Source organism: Anaerocaecibacter muris (assembly GCF_943192945.1).
GTDB lineage: Bacteria > Bacillota > Clostridia > Christensenellales > Pumilibacteraceae > Anaerocaecibacter > Anaerocaecibacter muris.
Genome location: NZ_CALPCE010000002.1, coordinates 224,964 through 249,890, shown reverse-complemented (window position 1 = coordinate 249,890; position 24,927 = coordinate 224,964). Strand labels below are relative to the sequence as shown.

Sequence of the window (24,927 nt, the reverse complement as noted above, 5' to 3'; positions counted from 1 at the left end):
TACCCTGTAAATAATCACAGTCACGCATACAATCACGCAAAACAAAAAAAACGCCCCGAAGCCTACCCGACCTCGGAGCGCATGCGTGGCGCAATATATATAAAAGTTTACGCGATTTCAATACCCCGCCACAAAAGACGGCTTACACCAAATCGTCTTTAAGCGTGCGATCGAACAGCTGTTCCATCATGGCGCGAGGTTGGAGTTTATCCAAAATCATTGTATTCACCGCGCACGTAATGGGCATATCCACGCCGTGCTTATCGGCGAGCAACGCCATTGCGCGAGCCGTGTGCACGCCCTCGGCGAGTTTGTCGTACTTCTTGCCCTTGGCGTAATTTTCGCCCCACATTCTGTTATGGCTGTGCGGCGAAAACAGCGTCGTTTCGTAATCGCCGAGGTGACACAGCCCGTAAGCCGACAGAGGATTGCCGCCGAGCTGTTTTATAAGCCGCGCGACCTCTCGACTTCCGCGCGCCATCAACGCGCCTTTGAGCGTCACGAGGTTCATGCCGTCGAGCACGCCCGCGACAATGCCCATGACGTTTTTAGCCGCCGCGCCTATTTCCGTGCCGATAACGTCGGTGCCATAATAAAACCTGATAAGCGGGCTTTTAAAATATTCGATAATACGTTCGACAGTCGAACGTTCGTACCCGTCGATAAGCATGCAATTGGGATTGCCGACCGTAAATTCCTGAACGTGCCCGGGTCCCGCCCACACGGCAATCTGCCAGCTTTCCAGCCCGAATTCGAGCGCGATTTCGCTTAACCGTTTGCCCGTGCTGATTTCGATACCTTTCATGCAAGTGACGAGGTACTTGCCCGTCATGTCGCACTTGCCGCGAATATCGCCCATAACATTGCGGAACGCCTGCGACGGCACGCTCACAATCACGACGTCCGCCGTCTTAATTGCGCGCGTAATGTCGGTGGTAAGCTCTATGGACTTGGAAAACCGCACGTATTCGTTTTGCCGCGTCATCGAAAGTTGTTCGTAAGAAATTTCGCCCGCCTTGCCGTAAACGGTTACTTTATGCCCGAGCTGATCGGCGTACCACGCCAAGAACGAACCCCATCTGCCGCAACCCACGACCGTAACGCGAATTTTCTGACGCGTGTAGTCCATAGGGATAGAATAATTGATTGACAATGTGTACTCCTTTTAAAAAACGAGAGTGCGGCAAACGCCTTGCTTGCTCTTGCACGCTTTAAATTGTATCGCTTTAATTACGGCATGTATGCCCGCACACCGTAGCGGGGTTGCCGTTAGTTTTTGGGCGAGTAGTTGGGCGCTTCTTTCGTTATGGAAATGTCGTGCGGGTGCGACTCGATAAGCGCGGCGTTTGTAATCTTGACAAACTGCGCGTCCTTGCGCAACTTCGCAATCGTCGGCATGCCCGTGTAGCCCATGCCCGCGCGCAGACCGCCGATAAGCTGATACACAATATCCGCAAGCGCGCCGCGGTACGGCACTCTGCCCTCGACGCCCTCGGGCACGAGTTTTTTGGTGCCCTCTTGGAAATATCTGTCCTTACTGCCGAGCGGCATTGCGCCCAGGCTTCCCATGCCTCTGTAAGTCTTGAAACTTCTGCCCTGATAAATTTCCAGCTCGCCGGGGCTTTCGGTAGTGCCCGCGAACAGCGACCCGACCATGACGGCATTAGCGCCCGCCGCAATAGCTTTGGTAATATCGCCGCTGTACTTAATTCCGCCGTCGCCGATAATCGCCTTGCCGTATTTGTCCGCGACCTCGGCGCAATCCATAATAGCCGTAATCTGCGGCACGCCTATGCCCGCGACAATGCGCGTGGTGCAAATCGATCCGGGACCTATGCCCACTTTAACAACGTCCGCGCCCACCTCGAACAAAGCGTTCGCCGCGGCGGAAGTAGCAACGTTGCCCGCAACGACGGTAACGTTGGGGAACGCCTCTTTAACCTTTGCAACCGCTTTTATAACGTCCACGTTGTGTCCGTGCGCGGTGTCCACGACAAGACAGTCAACGCGCGCGTCAACAAGCGCTTTTGCTCTGTCCATATAGCCTTTGCCGTTGCTGATAGCCGCGCCGACAAGCAGTCTGCCGTTTTTGTCCTTTGCAGAATTGGGGTACTGTATGGCTTTTTCAATGTCCTTAATTGTGATAAGACCTTTAAGATTACCCTTGCCGTCCACAATGGGCAGTTTTTCTATACGGTGTTTGCCCAGTATCTTTTGCGCTTCTTCGAGCGTCGTGCCCTCGGGCGCGGTGACAAGCCTGTCTTTTGTCATGACGTTTTCGATAGGCTGATCGAAGTTGGTTTCAAACCTCAAATCTCGGTTTGTGAGTATACCTACGAGCTTGCCGTTTTTGCAGATAGGCACGCCCGAAATCTTGTACTTTTGCATGAGTTCCAGCGCGTCGGAAACCTTGCGATCGGGCGCGAGGAAGAACGGGTCGGTAATAACGCCGTGCTCGCTGCGTTTGACTTTGTCCACGTGTTCGGCTTGGCTTTCGATACTCATATTTTTATGTATGATGCCCATACCGCCCTCGCGCGCCATGGCGATGGCAAGCCTCGATTCGGTAACGGTATCCATAGCCGCCGAAATAAGCGGAATATTAAGCGTTATATCGTCGCTCAATTTTGTCGTGAGATCGACGTCTTTGGGCGTGACGTGCGATTCGCCGGGGATTAAAAGCACGTCGTCGAAGGTCAACCCTTCCTTTACGATTTTACTCATATGTAAATATCTCCTTTAAGATTGATACTGCGCAATGTACTCTTTGAGTAATATGTTATACACTTCCCAAATCTGACGGTTATAACCGCCGTATCGGACAAGCGTGAGCTCTTGCAAAGCGCCGTTGTTTTCGCGTATCGCCGCCGAGCTTTGCCCGTATTTTTCCGCGTTGTAATACAACAGAAATTCGGTGTACCAAAGCCGCCGCGCGACCGACGACATAACCTGCAACCAGTACAGTCTGTGCAACTGTTCGTCGAGCTTGTTGTTATTGCCGTCGTCGGGCATAAAATCGACCGCCGCTTGCGCAAACTCTTTAAACCGTTTTATCTGATTGTAGTACCGAGTAAACCCGTCCGTGCGCGACACGAACAGCGAAAACTCCGTGCCGTTCAAAACGCCGTTGTAAGTTTCTTTTACGTAAGTTTCGGACAAAACGGGAACTTCGCGCCACTCGCCGTTAATATTGATTTTACCTTTTTTGGACAAGTTGTTTTCCACGCCCGCGCGCAAAAACTCCACGTCCAAATATTCGCCTATTGCGCCGATATAATCGACATACCCGTCAATGTTGGACATTAACGAATATCTGCCGTCGCCCTTAATGTCTATGCCGTAGAACGTCGCGGAACGCTCCGCAATGCTCGTAACGCTGTCGCCGTTCTTGTTGCTGTTGTACGCCATAACGTCGGTTGTGCCCAGCCACGCCCGCGCGCGATAGTTCATAACGCGAATATCGTGACCGTAGCTGTACACCGCGGGACGAAGCGCAAGCGACGGCATGCTCGAAATGTTTTGCAAACTCTTTGCGCTGTTTATCTGCGCAACGTTGTTAAGCGACAAATACATGCGCGTATACTTTTCGACGCGCTCTGCATAGTACGTGCCACGCGCGGATTCGCCCGAAGCATAATATTTTTCCGCAAGGTCGTAAGACAGCTTTGTGCAAACATACAACGCTTCTATAAAATCGTCGTTGGTCAGCGCGCCCGTCTTTGCGAGAATATCGAAGTTGCCTCTGTCGTCCGTGTGCGACGCGTCGGCTATGCCCTCGCGTTTGTTGCCGTCATTATCGACGTACTCGAACGTACCTTCGTAATCGCCCAGCTCGCGCGAAATATACCGCTCGCCGAAGTCCACGGCGCGCTCGCTCATGCCCAATTTATTAAACACCCGCATAGCGGACAGCGGCAACGCAACCGCAAGTATGCAGGTCAACATCAATATAACGGAAAGCGCGACGGCAACCGATTTTACGGCAACAGCAATAAGCTCGTTGCCGAACGACTCGTCATGCCTATCGTTCGCGCCGTGCGCGTCGCTCGCTCCCCCGCGATAACTCTTGCCGATAGCGGCAGGATTAACGCTGTTATTATCGGACTTCGGCGCGCAACTAACTTCCTCGTCCGTAAAGGGCGCGGAAACACCGTCGGCGTCGTCGGGGACGCTTGTCACGTTCTCGGTATCGACGGCAGGGTTTTGTCCGTCGCAGTAGGTCTTGTCGTCCGAGTATTCCATTACCGATCATTATAACACAAAAAATCGGGGCGCACAAGCGTTTTTATATATTTGTTCCGAAATTACCCGTTTTGCAAGCAACGCCCTATTTCGCATTACGGTAAAACGCCGTATGCCGAGCAAAAATCGCGCATGAAAAAAGCCGCACACGGCGTTGCGACTTCTTTCCGTAAAAGGGGAAATGATATAGGTAAACGCAATCCAATCGGACAGCGTAAACCCCAAAGCCGATCCGCGAACAAACAAAACCGCCGAACGCGGAAGAAGTCGCCTTGCAAGCCGCGATATAAAACGGCATAACCCGCGCAGTTCGCGCCTATTCGGTGGGTTGCGCGAATAGCAAACGAGCGCAAAAAACAAACTTCTTATAATATATTACAAGAAGTTATCTTCTTTGTCAAGCATTATAAGAAGTTTTTTTCTAAAATATTATTATGATAAGCACACGAATAAAGGAATTGAGAACGGAGCGCGGGTTGTCGCAACAGGCGCTCGCTCGACATATAGGCGTAAGCCAAAAGGCAGTGGACTATTGGGAGCGCGGCGTGAACGAACCCAAAGCAAGTTATATAGTATTGCTCGCCGACTTTTTCGCGGTGTCGGCGGACTATCTTCTCGGCAGGGTTGATTTATAATCCGCATGATATTATGAGCGACTGTCAAGGCAACAAAAAAGTCGGACGCTATCCGACTTTTTTGGCGAGCACCTTTGCGGTTACGGGGTCGAGCAAAACCCCGCTTCGGCTGTTTTCCCAATAGAACGCGACGTGCCAGCAAGCGCCGTCGCCGCCGAGCGGATTTTTAATAATGCGCACGCGAATTTCGTACTTGCCCTTTGGTTTCAACTCGGTTTTAGCCGCCTCGATAGCGCGATCGTAACCGAACATATCGGGCGTAACGAGCGACTTCATTACGAATTCGGTATCATTGCCGCCGCAGTGAATGACGAGCGTAAACTCGCCGCGCGCCTCCGCGTCGAACTCGGCGGAAAAGCTCGCGGCAAACGGGTGAACGTTGAGCGCGCCGCCGTATGTCGCCGAGCCGAGCCGAACGGTGTACGTATACACCGCGTCGATATTAAACGAAGTGGGCACAAGCGTAATCAGCGTGTACGGCTTTAACTCACCCGCCTTGCCGTCTATTTGGTACGGGTTTTCGCGCACGCCCGACACCGCTGTAACAGCCATCGTGCCGTCCGCCGCAGTGTAATATTCACTGCGCCGCTCACTCACGTCGAGCATGTCGTCCGTTCCGCACGAACAAAAGACCCAAATCGTCGCGACCGTCATAATCGCCGCAAACACCGCGCATAATTTCTTCATAATAAACAATATGACCGCGCCCCGCGCGTTATGCCAAGAGTATAAGGAACTCCATTATTTAAACCATAACGCACAATGAGCCCAGCCCTTACCCCCTCCCATCATTTCGACCGAAGCGAGCGTTAGCGAGCGTAGCGGAGAAATCAAGGCGTAGCCGCACCAAGCACTGCTTGGATTTCTGTCGTGTGTGGGCTTTGTCCGTTTATTGTATTTGCACCCGATTAAATGCGTTACGTTAATGTGATAAGCGTAATGACTTTCCTCTTTGCGGCGGTTCGCCTAGATTCCTCGGCAAGCTCGGAATGACGGGATTTGGGCTTGAAATGCCTATCATTGACAAAGCACACAAAGGCTTGCCATGCCTTATTCCCCCCCCCAAAAAAAATCATATCGCCCATAACGCGCAATGCGCCCAATCCTTTCTCCCATCATTTCGACCGAAGTGAGCGTCAGCGAACGCAGCGGAGAAATCAAGGCGTAGCCGCACCAGTATTAAGACTTTACCACCCTGCGGCGGTTCGCCTGGATTCCTCGACAAGCTCGGAATGATGGGGTTTGGCTTTACATGCCTATCATTACTATAAAGCACACAAAGATATGCACTGCCCCCATTTCGACCAACGCGACCACGCCTTATCACCACCCCATCATTTCGACCGAAGTGAGCGTCAGCGAACGCAGCGGAGAAATCAAGGCGTTAGCCGCACCAAGCACAGCTTAACCACCCTGCGGCGGTTCGCCTGGATTCCTCGGCAAGCTCGGAATGATGAGAGTTTGGCTTTATCACAATATAGTAAAAAGGCTTGTGCACAACGCACAAGCCTTTTGGTTTTACAGCAATTTTTCCAGTTCTTTTGTCAGCTTCTGGATACGGTCGCGCTTGACCTCTATCTCCGCCGTGAACGCGCGGAAGTATTCCACATCCTCTTTCTTCGGTTCGCTCTTGCTTATAAGCGACTCTATCAACGCCGCTTCCGAACGACTGCGCTTTATTTCAAGCAGTTGTATTTCTTCCGAAATCACGCGGATTTCTTTTGCCATTTCGCGTTTTATGCTCATTGTTTTACGCCTCCTCTTGTTGGGTCGGTTTGTTTTGTTGCTTTTCTTTGCGCTTTTGCGCTTTCTCGCGCATTTCGTTGGCGCGGTTCTTCATGACTTCCGCTCTCGCTTTTAATTGTTCCGCTTGCATCTCGTTCGCTTCCGCTTTCTTTTCCAATGCTTCCGCTTTTTCTTCGGGGCTTTTCACTCGGGTCTTTTCTTTCTCTTTCGCGCGTTCTTCCGCTTTCATTGCTTTCTTTTCTTCGGGCGTCATTACTATTACTTTGGCTTTGGCTTTCATGGCTTCCGCTTTCTTCCGCATTGCCTTTGCTTTGGCTTCAAGCTCCGCCGCTTTTTCCTCTGGCGTTTTTGCTTTCTTTTCCAGCGCTTTTGCTTTCTTTTCAGTTTTCTTTTCGTTATCTTCCGTTGTTGTTGCTGTCGCCGTCGTTGCCGCCGCTGCCATGCGCCCGGCTTTTATTGCCGCTATTGTTGCGTCCACGTCCGCTTTTGCGCGCATTTTTATGACCATCTTTCCCGTTATTAACTGCAACACGCCTTTCACGTGCAATATTACCATTACCGCTACTATTATCGCTATTACTCCGACCACTATTAACAGCACGCCCCACCACGGCATGCCTTCTTCCACTATTACCGTTGTTCCCTCTATGTCAAACACTCTAAACGTATTGGTGTATTTAAGTCCCGTATAGTTGTCCGTGCCTTTTACTTCAGCCGTCATTATATACAGACCTACGCCCATACTGCTTAACAGGTTTATCTCTTTACTGCTATCGTAGTACACGTACTCGCCTGTTTCGTTTGTTATTGTTATTACTACATTGTCCTGTCCGTACTTGCTCTTGCTTTCAGGCGTATTCTTTGTTGCGTCGTACTCGCCGGTTATCCAGCTTTCTATGCTCGGACTTTCCTCCCAGTAGTTCTCCGCTCTTAACACATTGAACACTATTTCTTCGTTGCCTAACTCCGTATAACTGCTTGTTCCGTCCACCCACACTCTTAACGTATATCTATTCACCGGCAGTTCGTTTAGTTTGCTTATTATTGTTTCGTTCGTTATTTTATAGCACTCGCCGTATGTGTTATCTACTACTCGTTCCGTCGCTATATCTTCCAGTCCTTCTATTGTTTCGCCGTTACCGGTCAATATACTTATATGCACGTTCTTTTCGGGCAATAGGTATTTCGGCTGGGCGATTATTACTGTTTTCTCCGTATCGAAGTTGCCATACGTCCACCTCACTATATTCGGCATTTTTTCCCACGAGTTTTCCGCCGTCGTTATTTCAAAGCCTATTTCCGTTGTTCCGCTGTAATTTCCTATGAACGTTATTTTCGCTTTGGCTGCCCCGCCGTTTATTGCTTGGTCCTCGTGCGTCTCGTCGCTGTATGTTACCTCGTAATCTATGCCTTCATACAAAACCAAGTAATCTAACACTACTTTGACGGTCGGGCGTTTCAGCGAGCCGTCGTATTCCTGATTCCCGTCAGTTATTCTTACGGTCAGTCGCTCGTCTGTTTCTTTTATTTCGTACTTTGTAATATTGAGCGGGGTTTCGTGTTTTCCGCCTATGGGGTAATCCGATTCTCCGTTCAACCACACGGTATACTCGCCTGCGTTCCTGAACGCGGCGACGGTTTCGGCGTTGTACGTATACTTAACCGTTATTTCGCTTATGTTCGTTGCGCTGACAGCGGGATCGTTATACTCCGTTACTCCGTCCGCATACGCGTACTTGATTACATCCCCGTGTGCGGCGGCGCCTTTGAGCGTCAGTTTTGCTCGGACTTTATTTGTTTGGTTCCCTCTGTACCCGGGGATATACTCGAACTTCGTTTGTTCGGTTACTTCCGTCCATGCCGTGCCGTCGTAATACTCCCACGCGACGTTATACTGTCCGCCTGTGATATTTATTTCAAACGGCAGTTCTTTTTTGCCGGTATAATTCCCTTTGAAGTTTATTACCGCATACCCTGTGCCTGCGTCGATATTGTTTTTGTACGTTATTTCGTAGTCTTTATTTGCCGTCAGCGCGGTACCGTTATACGTCACGGTCACGCTCGGCTCTTTGACTGTTCCGTCGTACTCGTACTTGCTTTCGCTTAAGGCTGTTACCGCTTCGCTCGTTATATCTTGCGGTAGGATGGTTATATAGTAATCGAGGTTATATTCTTTACCTCCGATATTTATTCCGTATGTTATTTTGTAATGTCCTGCGTCCGTTATGTCGCCTGTATATGCCACGTATGTTCCGTCGAAGTCTTGCTTGCTTATTTCTTTCGGCGTTTGATTTTCCGCGTCGATTGTCAGTTCGTACTGTATTTTACTGTCTTTCGCGTAATCGTACCACGCACCGTAATATCCGGTAGTTTCAGTTAGCTCGGCGGGGGTGGAGGCGTATGCAGTTTTAAACGTGATTTTTTGCGGTGCGCCGTTCAAGTCGCATAATTCGCTGTCGAGCAGTAATATTGTCTTGGTTTCAGACGAGCTTTCGAAGTATTTATTAGGGTCGAGGGGAACGCCGTTGACGTTATGGTATTTTATGTAAGACTGATTTCCCGAATATGCAAAAACCGTCTGGCACGTAATAAATACTTCCGCATCGTCTTCCATCTTTGAAATAAAGTTAATCCGCTTACCAGATCCCAATACAAAATTATGCCTATCGCCGTTACTTTGCCCTGTTACCGTATTATTTTTTATTACGGGATTGCCGCCGAAGTTTATTTTGTCCGAATTACACAGCACGCCCGCACTTTCTTGGACTGCCGTATTGCCTGTTATTTCGCCGCCCGTTACGGTAAAAGAATTTTTCTCCGTATATATACCGCCACCGCGCTGTTTAGCCGTATTTCCGTAAATTCTTCCGCCCGATATTGTGACGTCGGAGTTTGTTGCATACAAACCTCCGCCGTCGGTTTGAGATTCGTTATTGTATATCTCGCCGCCCGATATTGTGACGTCGCAGTCTGATGATGCACGCAAACCTCCGCCGTTAGCTTGCGATTCGTTATTGTATATCTCGCCGCCCGATATTGTGACGTCGGAATCCATTACATCAATCCCTCCCGACATATTATCGAATATCTCGCCGCCTGTAATTGTAAGCGTCGATGAGTACACCCCCACGCCGCCGCCATAGTTGCCGCTTTTTCTTACACTAGGATTTCCGCAAACTTTTCCGCCGGATATTATCATATCGCTACCTTTATTTAAATAAACACCGTCGCCTCGACTTTTAGCACGGTTAGCGGATATTTCACCGCCGTACATCACAAAATTCGAAGCGTCGGAAACACTCACTCCGCCTCCGTAGCATTCGGTTCGATTATCCGAAATTTTACCGTTATACATGTAAAATATGCTAAAATTGCTTACATAAACGCCTCCGCCAGAAGTACCTGCCTGTGACGGGCTCGAATTATTGACTATATTTCCGCCGAGCATCACGAATTCGGTATTTTTAGCATAAATGCCGCTACATAATATATATCCACCGGAAGGATTAGTCCCGTTTTTTGTAATGGTTCCGCCGCGCAACAGCAATTTGGCAGACTCCATATAAACCGCTCCGATAGTCGCACTGTCAGAAACATATGCGCCCGCTATAATTCCGCCGTTTACGTTTACGGTTTGGTTTTGGACTTGACCGTCCTCTGCGTTTACAGTCTTTTCATAATCGTACCGCCCTTCGTGAGTTTTGGTCGGATCGCCGTCGATTATTTCCAATTCGCAATTTTTGCCGTAAATTACCGACGAATACTCATTACCCTGATAATCCAATCCGTTACCCTGACAATCCAATCCGCGATCGAGTACATTACCGTTAAGGTCGAGTTGCATATACATGCCTTGCGGAATTTCCAGTCGTCCGTAAGGAAAAACTTTTTCGTCCGCGCCGAACGAAGTATAAAGTAGTTTATTATTGCTCACCTCGCGTTCGGTGGGTTGAGCAATCCAATCGCTCGCAAGCACGACTCGCACGCGGTTATTCGCGGAAGTCACGGCGCTCATCGCCGCCGCCCAGCCCATATCGAGTCGAGTATATCTGTACGTATTGTTCGCTTCGCTGTAAACATACCAGCCGTATTCTTCCGCGTTTCCGTTTACTTCTTCCGCGCCAATCAAATTATTAACGCTGTCGTCGCCGATTATGTATGTAACGCCGATTGCGCCCAACTCGATATTCGGAACTGTCGAGCTTTCTTCCGCTTTTATCGCGGTTGTCGGCGCGAACAAAAAAGCGAAAGCCGCAGCGCATGCAAAAATGAGCGCAATTACAGTTACGCACAATTTTCGAGCAGTCAGACTCCTAAACCCCATAAATTCCATACTCCTTGATAAAAAATGTAACACGCGAGTTAAATATTAAGGCTCAACTTATTCCCGTAATAATAACTCTTTACCCGTTTATTATTTTACAATGCCACCTCTCCCCTGTCAAGCGTATAAACATGATTTTTTCACTTATTTTACTTATTTCTCGACATTATTTGATTTTTTTCGCAATTTTTATATTTTAGACTACGCACAGTACCGCCGCGTGAATTTTGCCGTAATATTTTCAGCAACAAAAAACACGGTTAGTCCGTGTTTTCCGTTTACTGTTATATGCGCCGTCAAGCGAAATTCAGGTGTTGTCTTTTACTTTCATCAAACGCACTATCGCCGCGCGCTCGTTCTCGTCGAGTTTCATTAAAATATACTTTATCGTTTCCTGCAACTGCGGGATCATGACGTATTCCAACGCGTTGACCCTGCGGCGGTTTTTTTCTATTTCGTCGGCGAGCATGTTGCACGTTTTTTCCACTTCCGCCAAGTGCAACAGTTTATCCGCAAGCGCGGTTAGTTTTAGCACGGCGTCGTCCAGTTCGGCGGGCGCGGAACACAGCGCATACGGCAACCGCACTTCGCCCACGCGCTTGGTCTGCATGTACGGCACGTCTACGCCCATGACGTTTTTAGTGCCGACCGTGACCGACGCGGTGAGCGTGGGCAACGCTATCGCCTGCACCACTTCGAGCGGCGCGCCGCCCGACATGGCAAACGCTTTTAGCGCGTCGGCTATTTCGCCCTCTATCTCCTCGCGCAGGCGTTTGTTCTCTTTAATCAAAACCAAAAACTGCCGCACCATTTCGTCCGACTTGTCTTTTAACAGCTTGTGTCCGCGCTCCGCGGTTTTGAGCCTGTCTTTAAGCCTGCGCAGTTCCATGCGCGTGGGGTTTACGTTTAATCTTGACATGACGCTCCGCTTATATCGATAATATCGAAGTTACAACCGTAAAATTACAGTTCCGTTTCCTTGCCGTAAAACTCTTGCAAGTATTCGTCGCGTATGCGTTTCAGCTCCGAACGCGGCAAAATTTTAAGCAGTTTCCAACCGATGTCCAAAGTTTCTTCGATACTGCGGTTGGCGTTGAAACCCTGATTGATATACTGTTTTTCAAACTCCTCGGCGAACTTGGCATACAGCCTGTCAACGTCGGAGAGCGCGGCGTCGCCCAAAATCGACCCCAGTTCTTTTGCGTCCTTGCCGCGCGCATACGCCGAGAAAAGCTGGTTCATTGTGTCGGCGTGATCCTTGCGCGTTTTGCCCTTGCCTATGCCCTTGTCTTTAAGCCGTGACAGCGACGGCAAAACGTCTATCGGCGGGTTTAGTCCTTTTTTGTACAGTTCGCGCGACAGGATTATCTGCCCCTCGGTGATGTAGCCCGTAAGGTCGGGTATGGGGTGCGTTTTGTCGTCCTCCGGCATTGTCAGTATGGGTATAAGCGTTATAGAGCCCGCCTTGCCGCGTATACGCCCCGCGCGCTCGTAAATGGTAGCAAGGTCGGTATACAAATATCCGGGATAGCCGCGCCGACCGGGAACCTCGCGGCGCGCCGCCGAAATCTCGCGCAACGCCTCCGCATAGTTGGTTATGTCCGTCATGATAACAAGCACGTGCATGCCGCAATCGAACGCCAGATATTCCGCGGCGGTCATAGCCATGCGCGGCGTGTTGATGCGCTCGACGGCGGGGTCGTTAGCCAAGTTCAAAAACATTACAGTCCTATCTATCGCGCCCGTCCTGCGGAAGTCGTTTATAAAAAACTCGCTCTCCTCGTAGGTTATGCCCATTGCCGCAAACACGACGGCAAACTTATCGTCGGTGTTTTTGACCTGCGCTTGCCGAGCTATCTGCGCCGCGAGGTCGGCATGCGGCAGACCCGACGCCGAAAAGACAGGCAATTTTTGACCGCGGACAAGCGTGTTAAGCCCGTCAATCGCGCTCACGCCCGTTTGAATAAACTCGTTGGGATAGTCGCGCGCAACGGGGTTGAGCGGGCTGCCGTTTATATCCAAGCTCTTTTCGGGCAGGATTTCCGCGCCGCCGTCAATGGGATTGCCCATGCCGTCGAACACCCTGCCGAGCATGTCGTGCGACACTTTGAGTTCTATGGCTTTGCCCGTGAACGCCGCTTTCGCCTCCGAAATTTTAAGCCCGCGACTGGGCGCGAAAAGCTGAACCAACGCTTTGTCGCCGTCCACTTCGAGCACTCTGCCGAGCCGCGCTTCGTCCGCTCCGCCCTGCGAAATTTTTACAAGCTCGTTGTACTTAACGCCCTCGACCTGTTCAACAAGCATGAGCGGACCGACGACCTCTTTAATCGTCCTATATTCCTTGCGCATTACTCGTCCTCCTTTTTAAGCTCCGCCAGCTCGCGCGTCATGTCCGCATGAATACCGTCGAGCGCGGATATATCGCTTTCCACGACGTATTTCGCCCTGCCTATCTGCTCGCGGCACGGTAGTTTGAGTATGGCGTTTACGCTCACGCCGCGATCGAGCGCGCGAAGCGCCTGAAAATAGAAATCCACTATGAGTTTAAGCATTTTGAACTGCTTTTTGAGCGAAGTATACGTATCGACTTCGTGGAAAGAGTTTTGATGCAAATAGTCCTCGCGCACAGACTTCGCGGCTTCCATGGTGAGCCTGTCGCGCGGCGACAGCGCGTCCATGCCGACAAGCCTGACAATTTCGTCCAGCCGCGCTTCCTCCTGCAAAATCTTGCTTATTTCCGTTCTGTACGCCGTGAACTGCGCGTCCACATTGCGCGTGAACCAGTCCGCCAGCCTGTCGCTGTACAGCGAATAACTGACAAGCCAATCTATCGCGGGGAAATGCCGCTTGTACGCAAGCGCGCTCGACAAGCCCCAGTACACCTTGACTATGCGGAGCGTCGCTTGACTGACGGGCTCGGACATATCGCCGCCGGGAGGCGACACCGCGCCGATAGCCGTAACCGACCCGACGCGCTCCGTCGATCCCAAAATCTTGACAGACCCCGCGCGCTCGTAAAATTCGGCGAGCCTGCTCGATAGGTACGCGGGATAGCCTTCCTCCCCCGGCATTTCTTGAAGTCTGCCGCTCATTTCACGCAAAGCCTCCGCCCAACGCGACGTGGAGTCCGCCATGATAGCGACCGAATATCCCATGTCGCGGTAGTATTCGGCAATCGTGATGCCCGTGTAAATGCTCGCCTCGCGCGCCGCGACGGGCATGTCCGAAGTGTTGGCGATTAGCACGGTGCGCTTCATAAGCGGTTGACCCGTTTTGGGGTCGATAAGTTCGGGGAACTCGTTAAGAACGTCGGTCATTTCGTTGCCGCGCTCGCCGCACCCGACGTACACTATAATATCCGCGTCCGACCACTTGGCAAGCGCGTGTTGCAACACCGTCTTGCCCGACCCGAACGGGCCGGGAACAGCCGCCACGCCGCCGCGAGCTATGGGGAACAGCGTGTCTACGACGCGTTGACCGGTGATAAGCGGTTCGATCGGCGGAAGTTTTTCGGCGTAAGGTCTGCCCTTGCGCACCGGCCAGCGTTGCAACATGGTAACGTCGTGCTTGACTTTTCCGTCGGACACGACAGCGACGACCTGCTCGACGGTAAATTCGCCGCTCGAAATTTTTTCGATAACGCCGCCGATACCGAACGGAACGGTTATTCTGTGCTCGACGACCTCGTTTTCTTTGACCGTGCCGATAACGTCGCCCGCAATAACATTGTCGCCTTTTTTGACCGTGGGAACGAACGCCCATTTCTTTTTGCGGTCGATAGCGGGCGCGCTCACGCCGCGGTCAATCCTATCGCCGGAAATAGCCGCAAGCGCTTCGAGCGGGCGTTGAATACCGTCGTAAATGCCGCCGATAAGCCCCGGTCCGAGCTCGACAGACAGCGGCTGTTCGGTAGACGTTACAGGCTCGCCCGTGCCGAGCATGCTCGTTTCTTCATATACCTGTATGGACGCGCGATCGCCGCGAAGTTCTATGACCTCGCCGATAAGACCTTTACCGGACACGCGCACAACGTCGTACATCTTAACGTCCTGCATGCCGTCCGCCACAATCAACGGTCCGCTTATTTTAATGATTTTGCCCATGTTGCTCCTTGACAATCACAGATTGGATTTCGCTCGTGCGTTTGCTGTTGTTGTTTGTTTGGCGTTAGCCGCCGTTATTATTGTTACTTTACCGTCTTGCGGCGGGTCGCCCGAATTTCTCGACATGCTCGAAATGTTGTGTGTGCGTGCCGTTGCCGCTTCACCTTGCGGCGGTTCGCCTTGATTTCTCGACAAGCTCGAAATGATGGGGGTGTGGACTTATACTTTTTTTAATTTAATCAAGCTTTGCGACGAGCAAAACTTCCTCAACTATTATCTTTTATCTTTTATTTATTCATTTAATTGAACAGTATATCCACGCCGACGGCTTTTTCAACGTCCTTTTTAACGCCCGCCAAGCCGAACCCGTTTGAACCCGTCGAGGACGGGATAGCGAGCACCGCCGGATAAGGCTGTTGTTTGAGCTTGTCCATAAGCGCGGACATCTTTGCGGCATAATTTTCCGTGACCAAAATAACCGCGTATTCGTCGGTCTTGGCAAGGTCGCGCAAGACGTCCGCCGCCTTGTATTCGTCGTCAACTTTGTACACAGCCGCGCCGATTGCGAGAAACGCCGTTGCGCTCTCGCCGTCGCCTATTACCGCAATTTTGCCTATTTTTTCCATAACCCTGCCCCGACGGTAGCCCCGTCAACAGCTCTCTCCGCTACTTGTAAAGTTGCGGGATACGCTCGTAAAAACTTCCGCGCGCGTTTGTCTTTATACATACCAACGCGGTCTTTACCGTTTTTAATTCGACCAACGTTTCGGTGTAGTAGTTTAGAAACGGCAAGAACGAAGTGTATGCCGTCACCGTTCCTTCGGTCAAATAATACAGATAGTCGTCCGCGTCGCGTTCTGCGCGCCATAACTCTTTAAACTCGCCGCGCTCGATGTTTTCGGCATACTCATAGTACGGCGTGTTCTCGAAACACTCGGCAAAGCGTTCCGCCGCAACCGCCTCGTCGAGCATGTCGCGCCGCAAACTTCCGCCGTCTATAAACTCGTCGCCGCTCGACATGTTAAGCCGTTTCATGCGCGCCGCGGACAGAATATTTTTCATGTCTATTTCCGCGCGGAAATACTTTTTAAGCGGACGTATTCCGCACGAGAGCACCTGTTTGTACATGGCGCGGGTGAGCGACAAATCAATCGCCTGCGGCTTGTTTTCTTCCGCCTCGTCCAGCTCTTGGAGCGCGGCGCACAAAAATTTGTCCGTTTCCGAATAGTCGCCTTTGGCTATCTTTTCCGCGTCCGCGCCGACCGAATAGTACCCGTCCGACGGCACGCTCGCAAACCGCGATTTGTACGCGAGCTTTGCGTTGTTGTAAACGAACCGCGCCGTCAGTGCGGTTTTAAGTCGTTCGCTCGCCGCAACGTCGGAAATAAACTCTATCAGCCTGTCCGTTTCGCCGACGATAAACCCGTCAACGGTCAGCCCGTCGGAATAATAAAACCCGTAATCGCCCAGCATTTTAAACGCTTCGCCGAGCGACTTCGCCTCGACGACGCGCCGCAGTCGTTCCGCGTCCATGCGCTTGCCGTACTGCATAGCCGACATATTGGCGTAAACTTTGGTCGTAATCATTACAGCCCCAATGCTTTAAGCGTGTCGCCGACGGTGCGCTCTTTAAGCTCCGCGACAATCTCGTCCACGCTTAAATCTCTGTCGTAACGCGGATTGCGCAAAATAACCCCGCCCGAAAAGTCGCCCTGTACCTTGGACAGCGTCAGCTTCTTTTTCGCCGCCGCGCTCACCTTTTTGACCCAAGCCGCATTGACGCGTTTCGCGTCGGACTTTGCCGCAATAATTTCGTCGCCGTCCTCGCAAACCTCGACCACCAACTTTTGCAAAAGCGCAAGATATTCGGCGTCGGGCGCGCGCAAAATTTTATCGCGCACACCGTCGTACACCGCCGCGACGCAACGCTGTTTGGCATGCAAAAGCGCTTTGCCCGCTTCGAGATCGCCCAGTTTGACTTGACCCGAATAGTAGTCGTCTGCGGCTTTGTCGGAGCGCGCAAGGCTTTCCGCCTGCGCCGCGTCCAGCTCCTTGCGGAGCGCGGCAAGCGCCTCGGTCTGCTCGGCGGTCGCTTCCTCGACCATAGCCGCCGCCGTTTTTTTAGCCGACGACAGAATTTCGTCTATAAGTTTTTGCTTGCCGACCATAATCAGCCTATTTCCAAAAGCATAACGCCGAGTATGGAAACTATAAACGCGAATATCGCGAAAATCTCGACAAGAACAAGCATCGGGATAGCGTGACCGAGCTGTTTTTCCTGCTTGCCGATAAGGTTGATGCAACCGATAGCGACATTGCCTTGCATGATAGCCGACACCAAGCCGACAATAGCGATAGGCATGCAGAACGCAAAGATTATCCAGCCCTGCGCCGCGGTAAGCACTGCCATTTCGCCGAACACGTTTAGCTTAATCATTGTCATAAACGCAACGACAAAGCCGTACAAGCCCTGCGTGGACGGCATGACCTGCAAGATCATGGTGTTGCCGAACTTATCGGGTTGTTTGCCGAGCAACGCCGCAGAAGCCTGTCCCGCTCTGCCGACGCCTATTGCCGAACCTATGCCCGATACGATAACGGCGATCGCCGCGCCCATGATGGCATAAAAATTGCCCCAATTCATTTTACTTTCTCCTTAAAAGAATATTTATGGTAAACCGTTTAGGTAAGACCCTAATAGCATTGCTATCAACGATAGCGTATATATTTGGTACGTTCGCCGAGCGGCGCGAACAGCCTGCCCCCGCCCTCGTAAAACTTTCCGTAAAACTCCAAGAACTGCAACCGCGCGTCGTGAACATAAGCGCTCAACACGCCTATGCCCAGATTGAACACGTGCAACGGGATAAGGATTATCACGCCTACGACATACCCGACGTAGGGAATATCGAACAGTATTCCACCCAGCGTGTTGAATGCAAGCCCGATAGCGCAGCTCGCCAAACACAGCCCGAACAGACGGCAGTACGACAGCACGTCGGACAAAAGATTGATAAGCCCGTAAAGTCCTTTAAACCCGCCTATCACTTTACCGAACGGATTTTTCGCTTCGCGCCCGCCGAAAAACAGGATAAGCCCCGCGCCCAGCGCGGCAAGAACTATCGCGACGATTGTCAAAGCGAACACGGGAGTTTTAAGCAAGAACATGTTTACAGCCAAACAGCCAAGCGCGCCGAACAGAATAATTATCGAACCCGCGTCGAATATCGCCGAAAACGGCTTGCCCTGCTTGCACAGCGCGACGAATTTAATCGCATAGCCCACCACCATTTGCAAACAGCCGAGCACGATACTCAACACCAGCATTTGCATAGGTCCGCCGTTTTCGTCGAGCGGGTTAAACCACAGCGCGACTTTTTTGTCGCCGAAGTCTATCGAAAAATACCCGCCGAAAATTATGCCCCAGACAATCGCGGAAATTCCGCCCATGCCCACCAATAAAGCCAACCGCTTAAAGCCCGTGTCGAACTTTTTGGACATGCCTATGACAAGCCCCGCGACGGCGAGAATAAGCCCGTAAGCCGCGTCGCCAACCATAATGCCGAAAAACAAAAAATAGAAAACGGACATTATCGGGTTGGGGTCTATCTCCCCGTACTTGGGCGGGCTGTACATGTTTGTTATATCTTCGTAAGGCGCGACGACTTTGTTGTTTACCGCAAGCGTGGGCGGCTCGTCGCGCTCCTCGGGCGCGAGCAGTTGCACAAACGTCGCGGGGCAAGCCTCGGTCACGGCGTCCGCCGCGTCCTGCGCCGCCGCTTCGGGCAACCACCCTTCCAGCACAAACGCGCTGTCGGTTTTGGCAAACTTGGCTTCGGCTTCGGCGCGCTCTATATCCAATTCTATAACGTCGTAAAGTATGCGCAAATCGTTTACGTATTTTTCGTAAGCGAGCGCGGTTTTGGTAAGTTCCCACAGCCTGCGATCTATGTCGCCAAGCTCCGCCGAAAACGCGGACAGCTTTTGCTCCGCCGTGCAATCGTCCGTAAACGGGCAAGCCGCATAGCCGAGCGCGGTAAGGCGTTTGTCCGTTTGCTCGAAGTCCGCCGCACGGCAAACGCAAATAACGACAAGCCCGTCGCTTTGCCGCACTTCGTAAGCGCACGCCAAACCATCGAACGCCGAGTAAGGCGGCGTCGCGGCGCGGTTGTGATAAACGGACAAAACAATATCGCCGACGCGTTTAAACTCCGATAGTTTGAGCGGCACGACCGCAAACGGCGCGTATGCCGCGGTAGAACTCTTTATGGCGGAAGCGCGCGTCTTGCAATCGGCTATGTCGAACGAAATGCGTTCAAGCTCCTCGCACACATGCATAAGTTCGTACTCGCGCGCGGCGGCGTCCGAAAAATCGGCGCGCGTAATGAGCATGCGCCCGCCCGAATATTTGACGTCCGACAAAGTAAAATCGAGCGGAGTTCCGCCGCGCTTTACTTCGCGCGCATTGTCTTTTAGCCGCGCCGCCGCTTCCGCGTGCCGCGCTTTCAAAAAGTCGAGCGCGAACGCCAATTTCCCCTGTTTTAATTTAAGTTCCCTGTACAGCCCGGACTCGCCCGACGACGGCGACGTAACTTGTACACAGTCCGTCGCGCGCGCCTCAAATATCCCTTTGGACGTAAGGCTGTCCAATATTTTATTTTGGTCGCGCCGAAGTCCGACAAGTCGGAGGTGCGACATTCTGGCGATCGCCATTTTATTTTTTTCCTCCGAGCGCGGCGTAAAGTTCCGCCGTGCGCGCGGCTACGGCTTTTTGCTTTTCGGCTATCAGCCGTTCGCCCTGTTCTTCCGCGGCGCGCACGCGCTTTTCGCGTTCCGCCTGCGCGCGAGCCGCCGCCGCGGCAATCGCCTCGTCGTGCGCCTGCGCAGTAACGGTTTTACTGCGTTCTTTCATGTCGCGTTCGCGGTTAGCCGCATCAAGCTGAATAGCCTTGACCGACGCTTCCGCCTGCGCAATAATGCGCTTTGCCTCTTCCTCCGCCGACTTGACTTCCGCGAGCACGCTCTGCAAATTCTCGTCCAGACTGTCGCGATCGCCGTACATTACGGGTTCGATCTTTTTAGCCATTTTCAACCTCGTAAGCGGCTATCTTGCCTACGCGTTCCGCGTGCCGTCCGCCCGCGAACTCCGTTGTTAAAAACGCGCTCACAATATCCAACGCCGTTTGCACGTCGGTGTTGGCTGCGCCGAGCGCGAGTACGTTGGCGTTGTTATGCTCGCGGCACAGTCTGCCCATGTCCGCATTAAAGCACAGCCCGCACCTAACGCCCTTGACCTTGTTGGCGCAAATGCTCATGCCGACGCCCGTCTTGCAAATTACTATGCCGCGCGAGCCGTCCTCTTTAGCCACGCGCCGAGCAACCGCAAACCCGTAATCGGGATAATCGACAGACGCGCAACCGTCAGTGCCGAGGTCGGTATATTCGACCCCGTCCGCACGAAGTTTATTCGTTATCGCGTTTTTAAGATCCACGCCGCCGTGGTCGCATGCAATGTATATCATAAGCCGCCTCGATTGTATATTCGGATATAGTATATCATAATTTGCCTTATTTGTCACGCATTTGCCCTTAAATTTTTTTAGGCACATAGAGCCGCGCGCGCAAATCCGCCGCCGTCAGCCCGCCGTTGCGCGCTTATTTTCGAGCAGTCCGTCCGCAATTTCGAGTATTTTGTCGAACGCGGAACGTATCTGTTCGGCGCACAGCAAGTATGCGTTTACGCTCATGCCGAACGGGTCGGCAACCGGTCTGCCCGTAAGCTCGACAAACGAAACGGCGTTGTCGCTGCCCGTGCGCGCCGCGTGCTCGTCGGTCATGCCGATTATCAAATCGCCGTCGAGCGACATTTGCACGGTGAATATTCGCGCCTTGCGGTCGGCGTTGTGCTTAATGCCGAGCGCAGTAAGCGCCTCGTCCGCCTGCCGCGTCATGACGTCGCCTTTGCCCGCTTCCAGCCCCGCACTCGATACATTAAAATCCCCGATACGCTTTTTGTCGCGCAGATAATCCTTAAACAAAAACTCCGCCATGGGCGATCGGCACGTGTTGCCCGTGCACACGAAAATAACGTTCAGCTTGATTTTGCTTTTATCCGATTTGTCAGACATCTTCCGCCCTCCTCAAATAATCATGCCGCCGCTCAACTTGATGAGCCGCGCGATAAGCGATTCGCCTATGCCCTCGGGGTTCACGCCTTCGGCGATGACCGTTTCGTACAAGTCCGCGTCCGCTCGACGCAACGCCGCAAAAAGATTGTGCGCATACGCCTTGTAATCCTTGCCGAGCGCGTATGCGTTGCGCGACCCGTAAAGTTCGCGATTGCCGTCAAGGCAGAAAATCACGACCTGCGCGCCGCGCCGCGTCAGCTCGTCGTAACGCGAAATAATGCTTTGCGCCATGCCGTCGAAGTACGCCGCGAAAAGAACCTCGGCGTTGGGCGTGTAGCCGCCGCTCAATTTAGACGGCTCGCGCTTGAACGCTACGCCGCCGATAACGCTTTCTATCTGCGCGACGGTAACCCCGCCCTCGCGCAAAACAACGGGCGGATCGACGCGCATGTCAATCACCGTGGACTCGATACCTATTTCGGACGCACCGCCGTCCAGCACGTATTGAATACGCCCGCCGAGGTCGTCCAAAACATGGCTCGCAAGCGTGGGGCTTGCCTTGTCCGACGTGTTTGCGCTCGGCACGACGACGGGACAGCCCGCAAGCTCAATCAGTTTGAGCGCAACGGGGTTGTCGGGTATGCGCACGGCGACGGAACTGCCGCCCGCCGTCGTAACGCTCGGAATACAGTCCGCCTTGTCCATGACCAAGGTCAACGCCCCGGGCATAAACCTGTCCATAAGCATGCGCGCTTTTTGCGGGATACGCTTGACCACGTCGCCGACGCGCGACTTGTCGGACACCGCGACGATAAGCGCCTTGTCGCGCGACCTGCCCTTCACCTCGAACACCTTTTCGACTGCGCGATCGTCGGTAGCCGCCGCGCCCAGCGCGTACACCGTTTCGGTCGGGAACGCCACAAGCTCGCCCGCCCGAAGCGCTCGCGCGCACAACTCGATATTTTCCGCAGTCGGTTGCAAAATTTTCGTTTGTTTTTCCACGAGCAAAAAACCATCCTGTCTGTATAATATTAACACATACGGACGATAATTTCAAGCGTGAAAAGCAAGTTTGCCAAATTTATAGACGGCACCGTCGGCGCGTGCCTGATATTCTTTGCCGCAGTCGCCGTAATGCGCTACTACACGACGCTTCAACTCGCCGTATTTTGCGCCGCCGCGATAACCGCATGCGCGTGCCTACTGCTAAAACTTTTCGGCAAAAAAAAGGAACAAGCCCTGCGCCTGTCCGCCGCCGCCGACGGCATGTTTTTCGATTTTCTGTTCGCGGACGACGGCGCGCCCGCCAAACTCCTGCACGCGGGACTTAAAGCCAAAAACCCCGCCGCAAAGATCCGCGGCAAGGGCGTGTACCTAAACGGCACGGCGGCGTTCTGCTGTTTCGGCACGCCGCCCGACAAAAAAAACGCGGCGCGATTTATAGCCAAAGCCAAACACTACGGCGCAAGCAAAATAGTAATTTTGAGCAAAGCCCCGCCGCTGTCCACCGTGGACGTGGACGGAATAACGGTAAAAACCGTATACGGCGACGACGTGTATAAACTTTTCGCATCGCTTAACGCCCTGCCCAAAAAACAGTACGAGCAAAAACGCAAATCCCGCCGCGCCGCGCTGTACGGCGCGTTCGGCAAGGACAAAATTATCCGCTACGCCATACTTTCCGCGTCCATGTTCGCGGTATCCGTGCTAAACGGGTACTCTGTAATAACGTTCGCTTGCGCATGCGCGTGCGCCGCGCTCGCCGCCGTTTCGGTCGCGCTCTCGTTATCGACGGCAATAAAAAACCGCAAAGACAAGCAACGCGATTGACGCGCCCGTCCTTGCGGCGTTTTGTCTTATTTTCTGTTTTAGATCATGCGTTTTCGCTATGCGCCTGTTCCGCGCTCTCGTCCGTTGCGCCCTCGCCCGAGCCTTCGGCTTGTTCTGTTACGGTCGAGTTTTCGGACGGTTCGTCCTCCGCTTTATCGTCTTGTTCGTTTTGTTCGGCTTGTTCCGCTTTTTCGCGCTCCGCCTGTTCCGCAAGCGCTTTTTCTATCTTTTGCATTTCTATCTCGTTGTTCATTTTGGTGACGGAATAGCCCCTGCCGTCGGCTTTGAGCGCGATAAAAATCATAATCGCAAACACGCCCGAACACAGCGCGACATAACCGATTGCGCCGTTAAGCAACGTGTGATCGACAAGCGTCACGATAAGCGCGACGACAAATATACCCATAAATACGAGCGCGACTATTGCGAGTGCGCGCGCCTGTTTATCTTTCATAAGCCCTAACCCAAACGGCGATCGCGTTCACCGCGACCGCCGCTTTATGTTGTGATTTAATCGGTTGTAAATAACCGTTAAGTTGTATGCGCCGTTGACTTATTTATCGTTGAGGCAAGCTATACCGGGCAGGACTTTGCCCTCGAGGTATTCGAGCGACGCGCCGCCGCCCGTGCTGATGTGCGACATCTTGTCGGCAAAACCGAGCTGTTTGACCGCCGCCGCGCTGTCGCCGCCGCCGATAATGGTCGTGCATTTGCCGTAAACGTCGGCAAGCGCCTGTGCGACCGCAATCGTGCCTTTGGCGAGCGTGGGGTTCTCGAACACGCCCATAGGTCCGTTCCAAACAACAGCTTTTGCGCCCGCGACCTTTTCGGCGTAAAGTTTGCGCGTGTTCTCGCCTATATCCATACCCATCCTGTCGGCGGGGATTTGGTCGGACGGAACAGTCTTAACATCGATAGCCGCGTCGATAGGCTCGGGGAAATGCGATGTGGTAACGGTATCGATAGGCAAAACAAGTTCCTTGCCCATCTTTGCCGCTTTGTCGATCATGTCCTTGCAGTAGCCGATTTTTTCCTCGTCGAGGAGCGACGTGCCCACTTCGTAGCCCTTGGCTTTGAGGAATGTGTACGCCATGCCGCCGCCGATAATAAGCGTGTCGCATTTTTCGAGCAGATTGGAAATAACGTTGAGTTTGTCCGCAACCTTCGCGCCGCCGAGTATGGCGACAAACGGACGGGGCGGGTTTTCGATAGTCGCGCCCATGACAGACAGTTCTTTTTCGATAAGGAATCCGCACACTGCGGTTTTAATAATGCCGTACTCGACGATCGCCGCGGTGGACGCGTGCGAGCGGTGCGCCGTGCCGAACGCGTCGTTGACGTAAACTTCCGCGTCGTAAGCGAGCGCCTTGCAAAAACTCTCGTCCTTGCCTTCTTCTTCCCAGTGGAAGCGCAGGTTTTCGAGCAACACAGCCTCGCCCTCTTTGAGCGCGGAACGCTTGGCGTTGGCGTCCTTGCCGATAACGTCGGTAGCAAAAGTCACCTTGCCGCCCAAAAGCTCGTTAAGGCGTTTGGCGACGGGCGCGAGCGTGAGCTTTTTGGGCTCGTCCTTTTTGGCTTTTTCGATAATAGCCTCGGCAGTGGTTTCGCCCGCCTCGACCTTCTTTTTGTCCTTTTTGTTGAGCTTGACTTCCGCCGACAAAATGGAGTGCGGCTTGCCCATGTGCGAGCAAAGCGTAACTTTTGCGCCCGCATCGAGCAAATATTCGATAGTGGGGAGCGCGCCGAGAATTCTGTTTTCGTCGGTGATAACTCCGTCTTTCATAGGCACGTTGAAATCGCAACGGACAAGCACGCGCTTGCCTTTTACGTCAACGTCACGAACTGTCTTTTTGTTCATTATAGTAAACTCCTTTTGGATTATATTGCGTAATAACCGTTAAAGCTAAACGCGCGGAACA

General features: G+C 52.5%; 22 protein-coding genes. 2 read left to right on the top strand and 20 right to left on the bottom strand.

Annotation, left to right across the window (positions count from 1 at the left end):
- Positions 1-142: 142 nt before the first annotated feature.
- The 3 genes from NFR57_RS02700 to NFR57_RS02690 all read right to left on the bottom strand — a co-directional run bounded on the left by NFR57_RS02700 (position 143) and on the right by NFR57_RS02690 (position 4,242).
- Complete coding sequence (locus NFR57_RS02700) at positions 143-1,153, bottom strand: NAD(P)H-dependent glycerol-3-phosphate dehydrogenase (RefSeq protein ID WP_251182292.1); 1,011 nt, start codon at positions 1,151-1,153, stop codon at positions 143-145.
- Between the two features lie 116 nt (positions 1,154-1,269).
- Positions 1,270-2,724 (bottom strand): IMP dehydrogenase, encoded by a 1,455-nt coding sequence (gene guaB / locus NFR57_RS02695; RefSeq protein WP_251182291.1) that lies wholly within the window; start codon positions 2,722-2,724, stop codon positions 1,270-1,272.
- Between the two features lie 15 nt (positions 2,725-2,739).
- Positions 2,740-4,242, bottom strand: coding sequence for a hypothetical protein (locus tag NFR57_RS02690; RefSeq protein WP_251182290.1), 1,503 nt, complete (start codon positions 4,240-4,242; stop codon positions 2,740-2,742).
- Positions 4,243-4,676: 434 nt separating this feature from the next.
- On the opposite strand from NFR57_RS02690, the gene NFR57_RS02685 reads away from it, so the two are divergent.
- On the top strand, positions 4,677-4,877 hold the full coding sequence (locus NFR57_RS02685; protein ID WP_251182289.1) for a helix-turn-helix domain-containing protein: 201 nt from the start codon (positions 4,677-4,679) through the stop codon (positions 4,875-4,877).
- A gap of 48 nt (positions 4,878-4,925) precedes the next feature.
- Here NFR57_RS02685 and NFR57_RS02680 read toward each other — a convergent pair whose 3' ends face one another.
- From NFR57_RS02680 to NFR57_RS02610, 15 genes are all read right to left on the bottom strand, one after another.
- The gene (locus NFR57_RS02680) at positions 4,926-5,564 is read right to left on the bottom strand and encodes a hypothetical protein (RefSeq protein WP_251182288.1); all 639 of its coding nucleotides are present in this window, start codon (positions 5,562-5,564) and stop codon (positions 4,926-4,928) included.
- A gap of 831 nt (positions 5,565-6,395) precedes the next feature.
- Positions 6,396-6,623 carry a hypothetical protein gene (locus NFR57_RS02675; RefSeq protein WP_251182287.1) on the bottom strand — a complete coding sequence of 76 codons (228 nt, stop codon included), beginning with the start codon at positions 6,621-6,623 and terminating at the stop codon, positions 6,396-6,398.
- Between the two features lie 4 nt (positions 6,624-6,627).
- On the bottom strand, positions 6,628-10,947 hold the full coding sequence (locus tag NFR57_RS02670) for a hypothetical protein (protein ID WP_251182286.1): 4,320 nt from the start codon (positions 10,945-10,947) through the stop codon (positions 6,628-6,630).
- A 307-nt stretch (positions 10,948-11,254) separates the two neighbouring features.
- Complete coding sequence (locus NFR57_RS02665; protein ID WP_251182285.1) at positions 11,255-11,866, bottom strand: V-type ATP synthase subunit D; 612 nt, start codon at positions 11,864-11,866, stop codon at positions 11,255-11,257.
- Between the two features lie 44 nt (positions 11,867-11,910).
- Positions 11,911-13,296, bottom strand: a complete 1,386-nt coding sequence (locus NFR57_RS02660) for a V-type ATP synthase subunit B (RefSeq protein ID WP_251182284.1) — start codon at positions 13,294-13,296, stop codon at positions 11,911-11,913.
- Positions 13,296-15,050: a V-type ATP synthase subunit A gene (locus tag NFR57_RS02655; RefSeq protein WP_251182283.1), complete on the bottom strand. Its 1,755-nt coding sequence runs from the start codon at positions 15,048-15,050 to the stop codon at positions 13,296-13,298. Before NFR57_RS02655 ends, NFR57_RS02660 begins: the two co-directional genes overlap by 1 nt.
- A gap of 299 nt (positions 15,051-15,349) precedes the next feature.
- Positions 15,350-15,676, bottom strand: a complete 327-nt coding sequence (locus NFR57_RS02650; RefSeq protein WP_251182282.1) for a V-type ATP synthase subunit F — start codon at positions 15,674-15,676, stop codon at positions 15,350-15,352.
- A 40-nt stretch (positions 15,677-15,716) separates the two neighbouring features.
- The gene (locus NFR57_RS02645) at positions 15,717-16,637 is read right to left on the bottom strand and encodes a V0D/AC39 family V-type ATPase subunit (RefSeq protein ID WP_251182281.1); all 921 of its coding nucleotides are present in this window, start codon (positions 16,635-16,637) and stop codon (positions 15,717-15,719) included.
- Complete coding sequence (locus NFR57_RS02640; protein WP_251182280.1) at positions 16,637-17,218, bottom strand: V-type ATP synthase subunit E; 582 nt, start codon at positions 17,216-17,218, stop codon at positions 16,637-16,639. Before NFR57_RS02640 ends, NFR57_RS02645 begins: the two co-directional genes overlap by 1 nt.
- A 2-nt stretch (positions 17,219-17,220) precedes the next feature.
- Positions 17,221-17,694, bottom strand: coding sequence for a V-type ATP synthase subunit K (locus NFR57_RS02635; protein ID WP_251182279.1), 474 nt, complete (start codon positions 17,692-17,694; stop codon positions 17,221-17,223).
- A 65-nt stretch (positions 17,695-17,759) separates the two neighbouring features.
- Positions 17,760-19,763 carry a V-type ATP synthase subunit I gene (locus NFR57_RS02630; protein WP_251182278.1) on the bottom strand — a complete coding sequence of 668 codons (2,004 nt, stop codon included), beginning with the start codon at positions 19,761-19,763 and terminating at the stop codon, positions 17,760-17,762.
- Position 19,764: 1 nt separating this feature from the next.
- On the bottom strand, positions 19,765-20,136 hold the full coding sequence (locus NFR57_RS02625; protein WP_251182277.1) for a hypothetical protein: 372 nt from the start codon (positions 20,134-20,136) through the stop codon (positions 19,765-19,767).
- Complete coding sequence (gene rpiB, locus NFR57_RS02620; RefSeq protein ID WP_251182276.1) at positions 20,129-20,572, bottom strand: ribose 5-phosphate isomerase B; 444 nt, start codon at positions 20,570-20,572, stop codon at positions 20,129-20,131. The genes NFR57_RS02625 and rpiB overlap by 8 nt, the downstream gene beginning before the upstream one ends.
- A 114-nt stretch (positions 20,573-20,686) precedes the next feature.
- A complete protein-coding gene (locus tag NFR57_RS02615) occupies positions 20,687-21,178 on the bottom strand; it encodes an arsenate reductase/protein-tyrosine-phosphatase family protein (protein ID WP_275557168.1) in 492 nt (163 codons plus the stop codon).
- A gap of 12 nt (positions 21,179-21,190) precedes the next feature.
- Complete coding sequence (locus tag NFR57_RS02610; RefSeq protein ID WP_251182275.1) at positions 21,191-22,180, bottom strand: L-threonylcarbamoyladenylate synthase; 990 nt, start codon at positions 22,178-22,180, stop codon at positions 21,191-21,193.
- Between the two features lie 57 nt (positions 22,181-22,237).
- On the opposite strand from NFR57_RS02610, the gene NFR57_RS02605 reads away from it, so the two are divergent.
- Positions 22,238-23,008, top strand: coding sequence for a hypothetical protein (locus tag NFR57_RS02605; protein ID WP_251182274.1), 771 nt, complete (start codon positions 22,238-22,240; stop codon positions 23,006-23,008).
- A gap of 43 nt (positions 23,009-23,051) precedes the next feature.
- Here NFR57_RS02605 and NFR57_RS02600 read toward each other — a convergent pair whose 3' ends face one another.
- Together NFR57_RS02600 and NFR57_RS02595 are read right to left on the bottom strand one after the other, a co-directional pair.
- Positions 23,052-23,462, bottom strand: a complete 411-nt coding sequence (locus tag NFR57_RS02600) for a hypothetical protein (protein ID WP_251182273.1) — start codon at positions 23,460-23,462, stop codon at positions 23,052-23,054.
- A 99-nt stretch (positions 23,463-23,561) separates the two neighbouring features.
- On the bottom strand, positions 23,562-24,869 hold the full coding sequence (locus tag NFR57_RS02595; protein ID WP_420840768.1) for a phosphoglycerate kinase: 1,308 nt from the start codon (positions 24,867-24,869) through the stop codon (positions 23,562-23,564).
- Between the last annotated feature and the right edge of the window lie 58 nt (positions 24,870-24,927).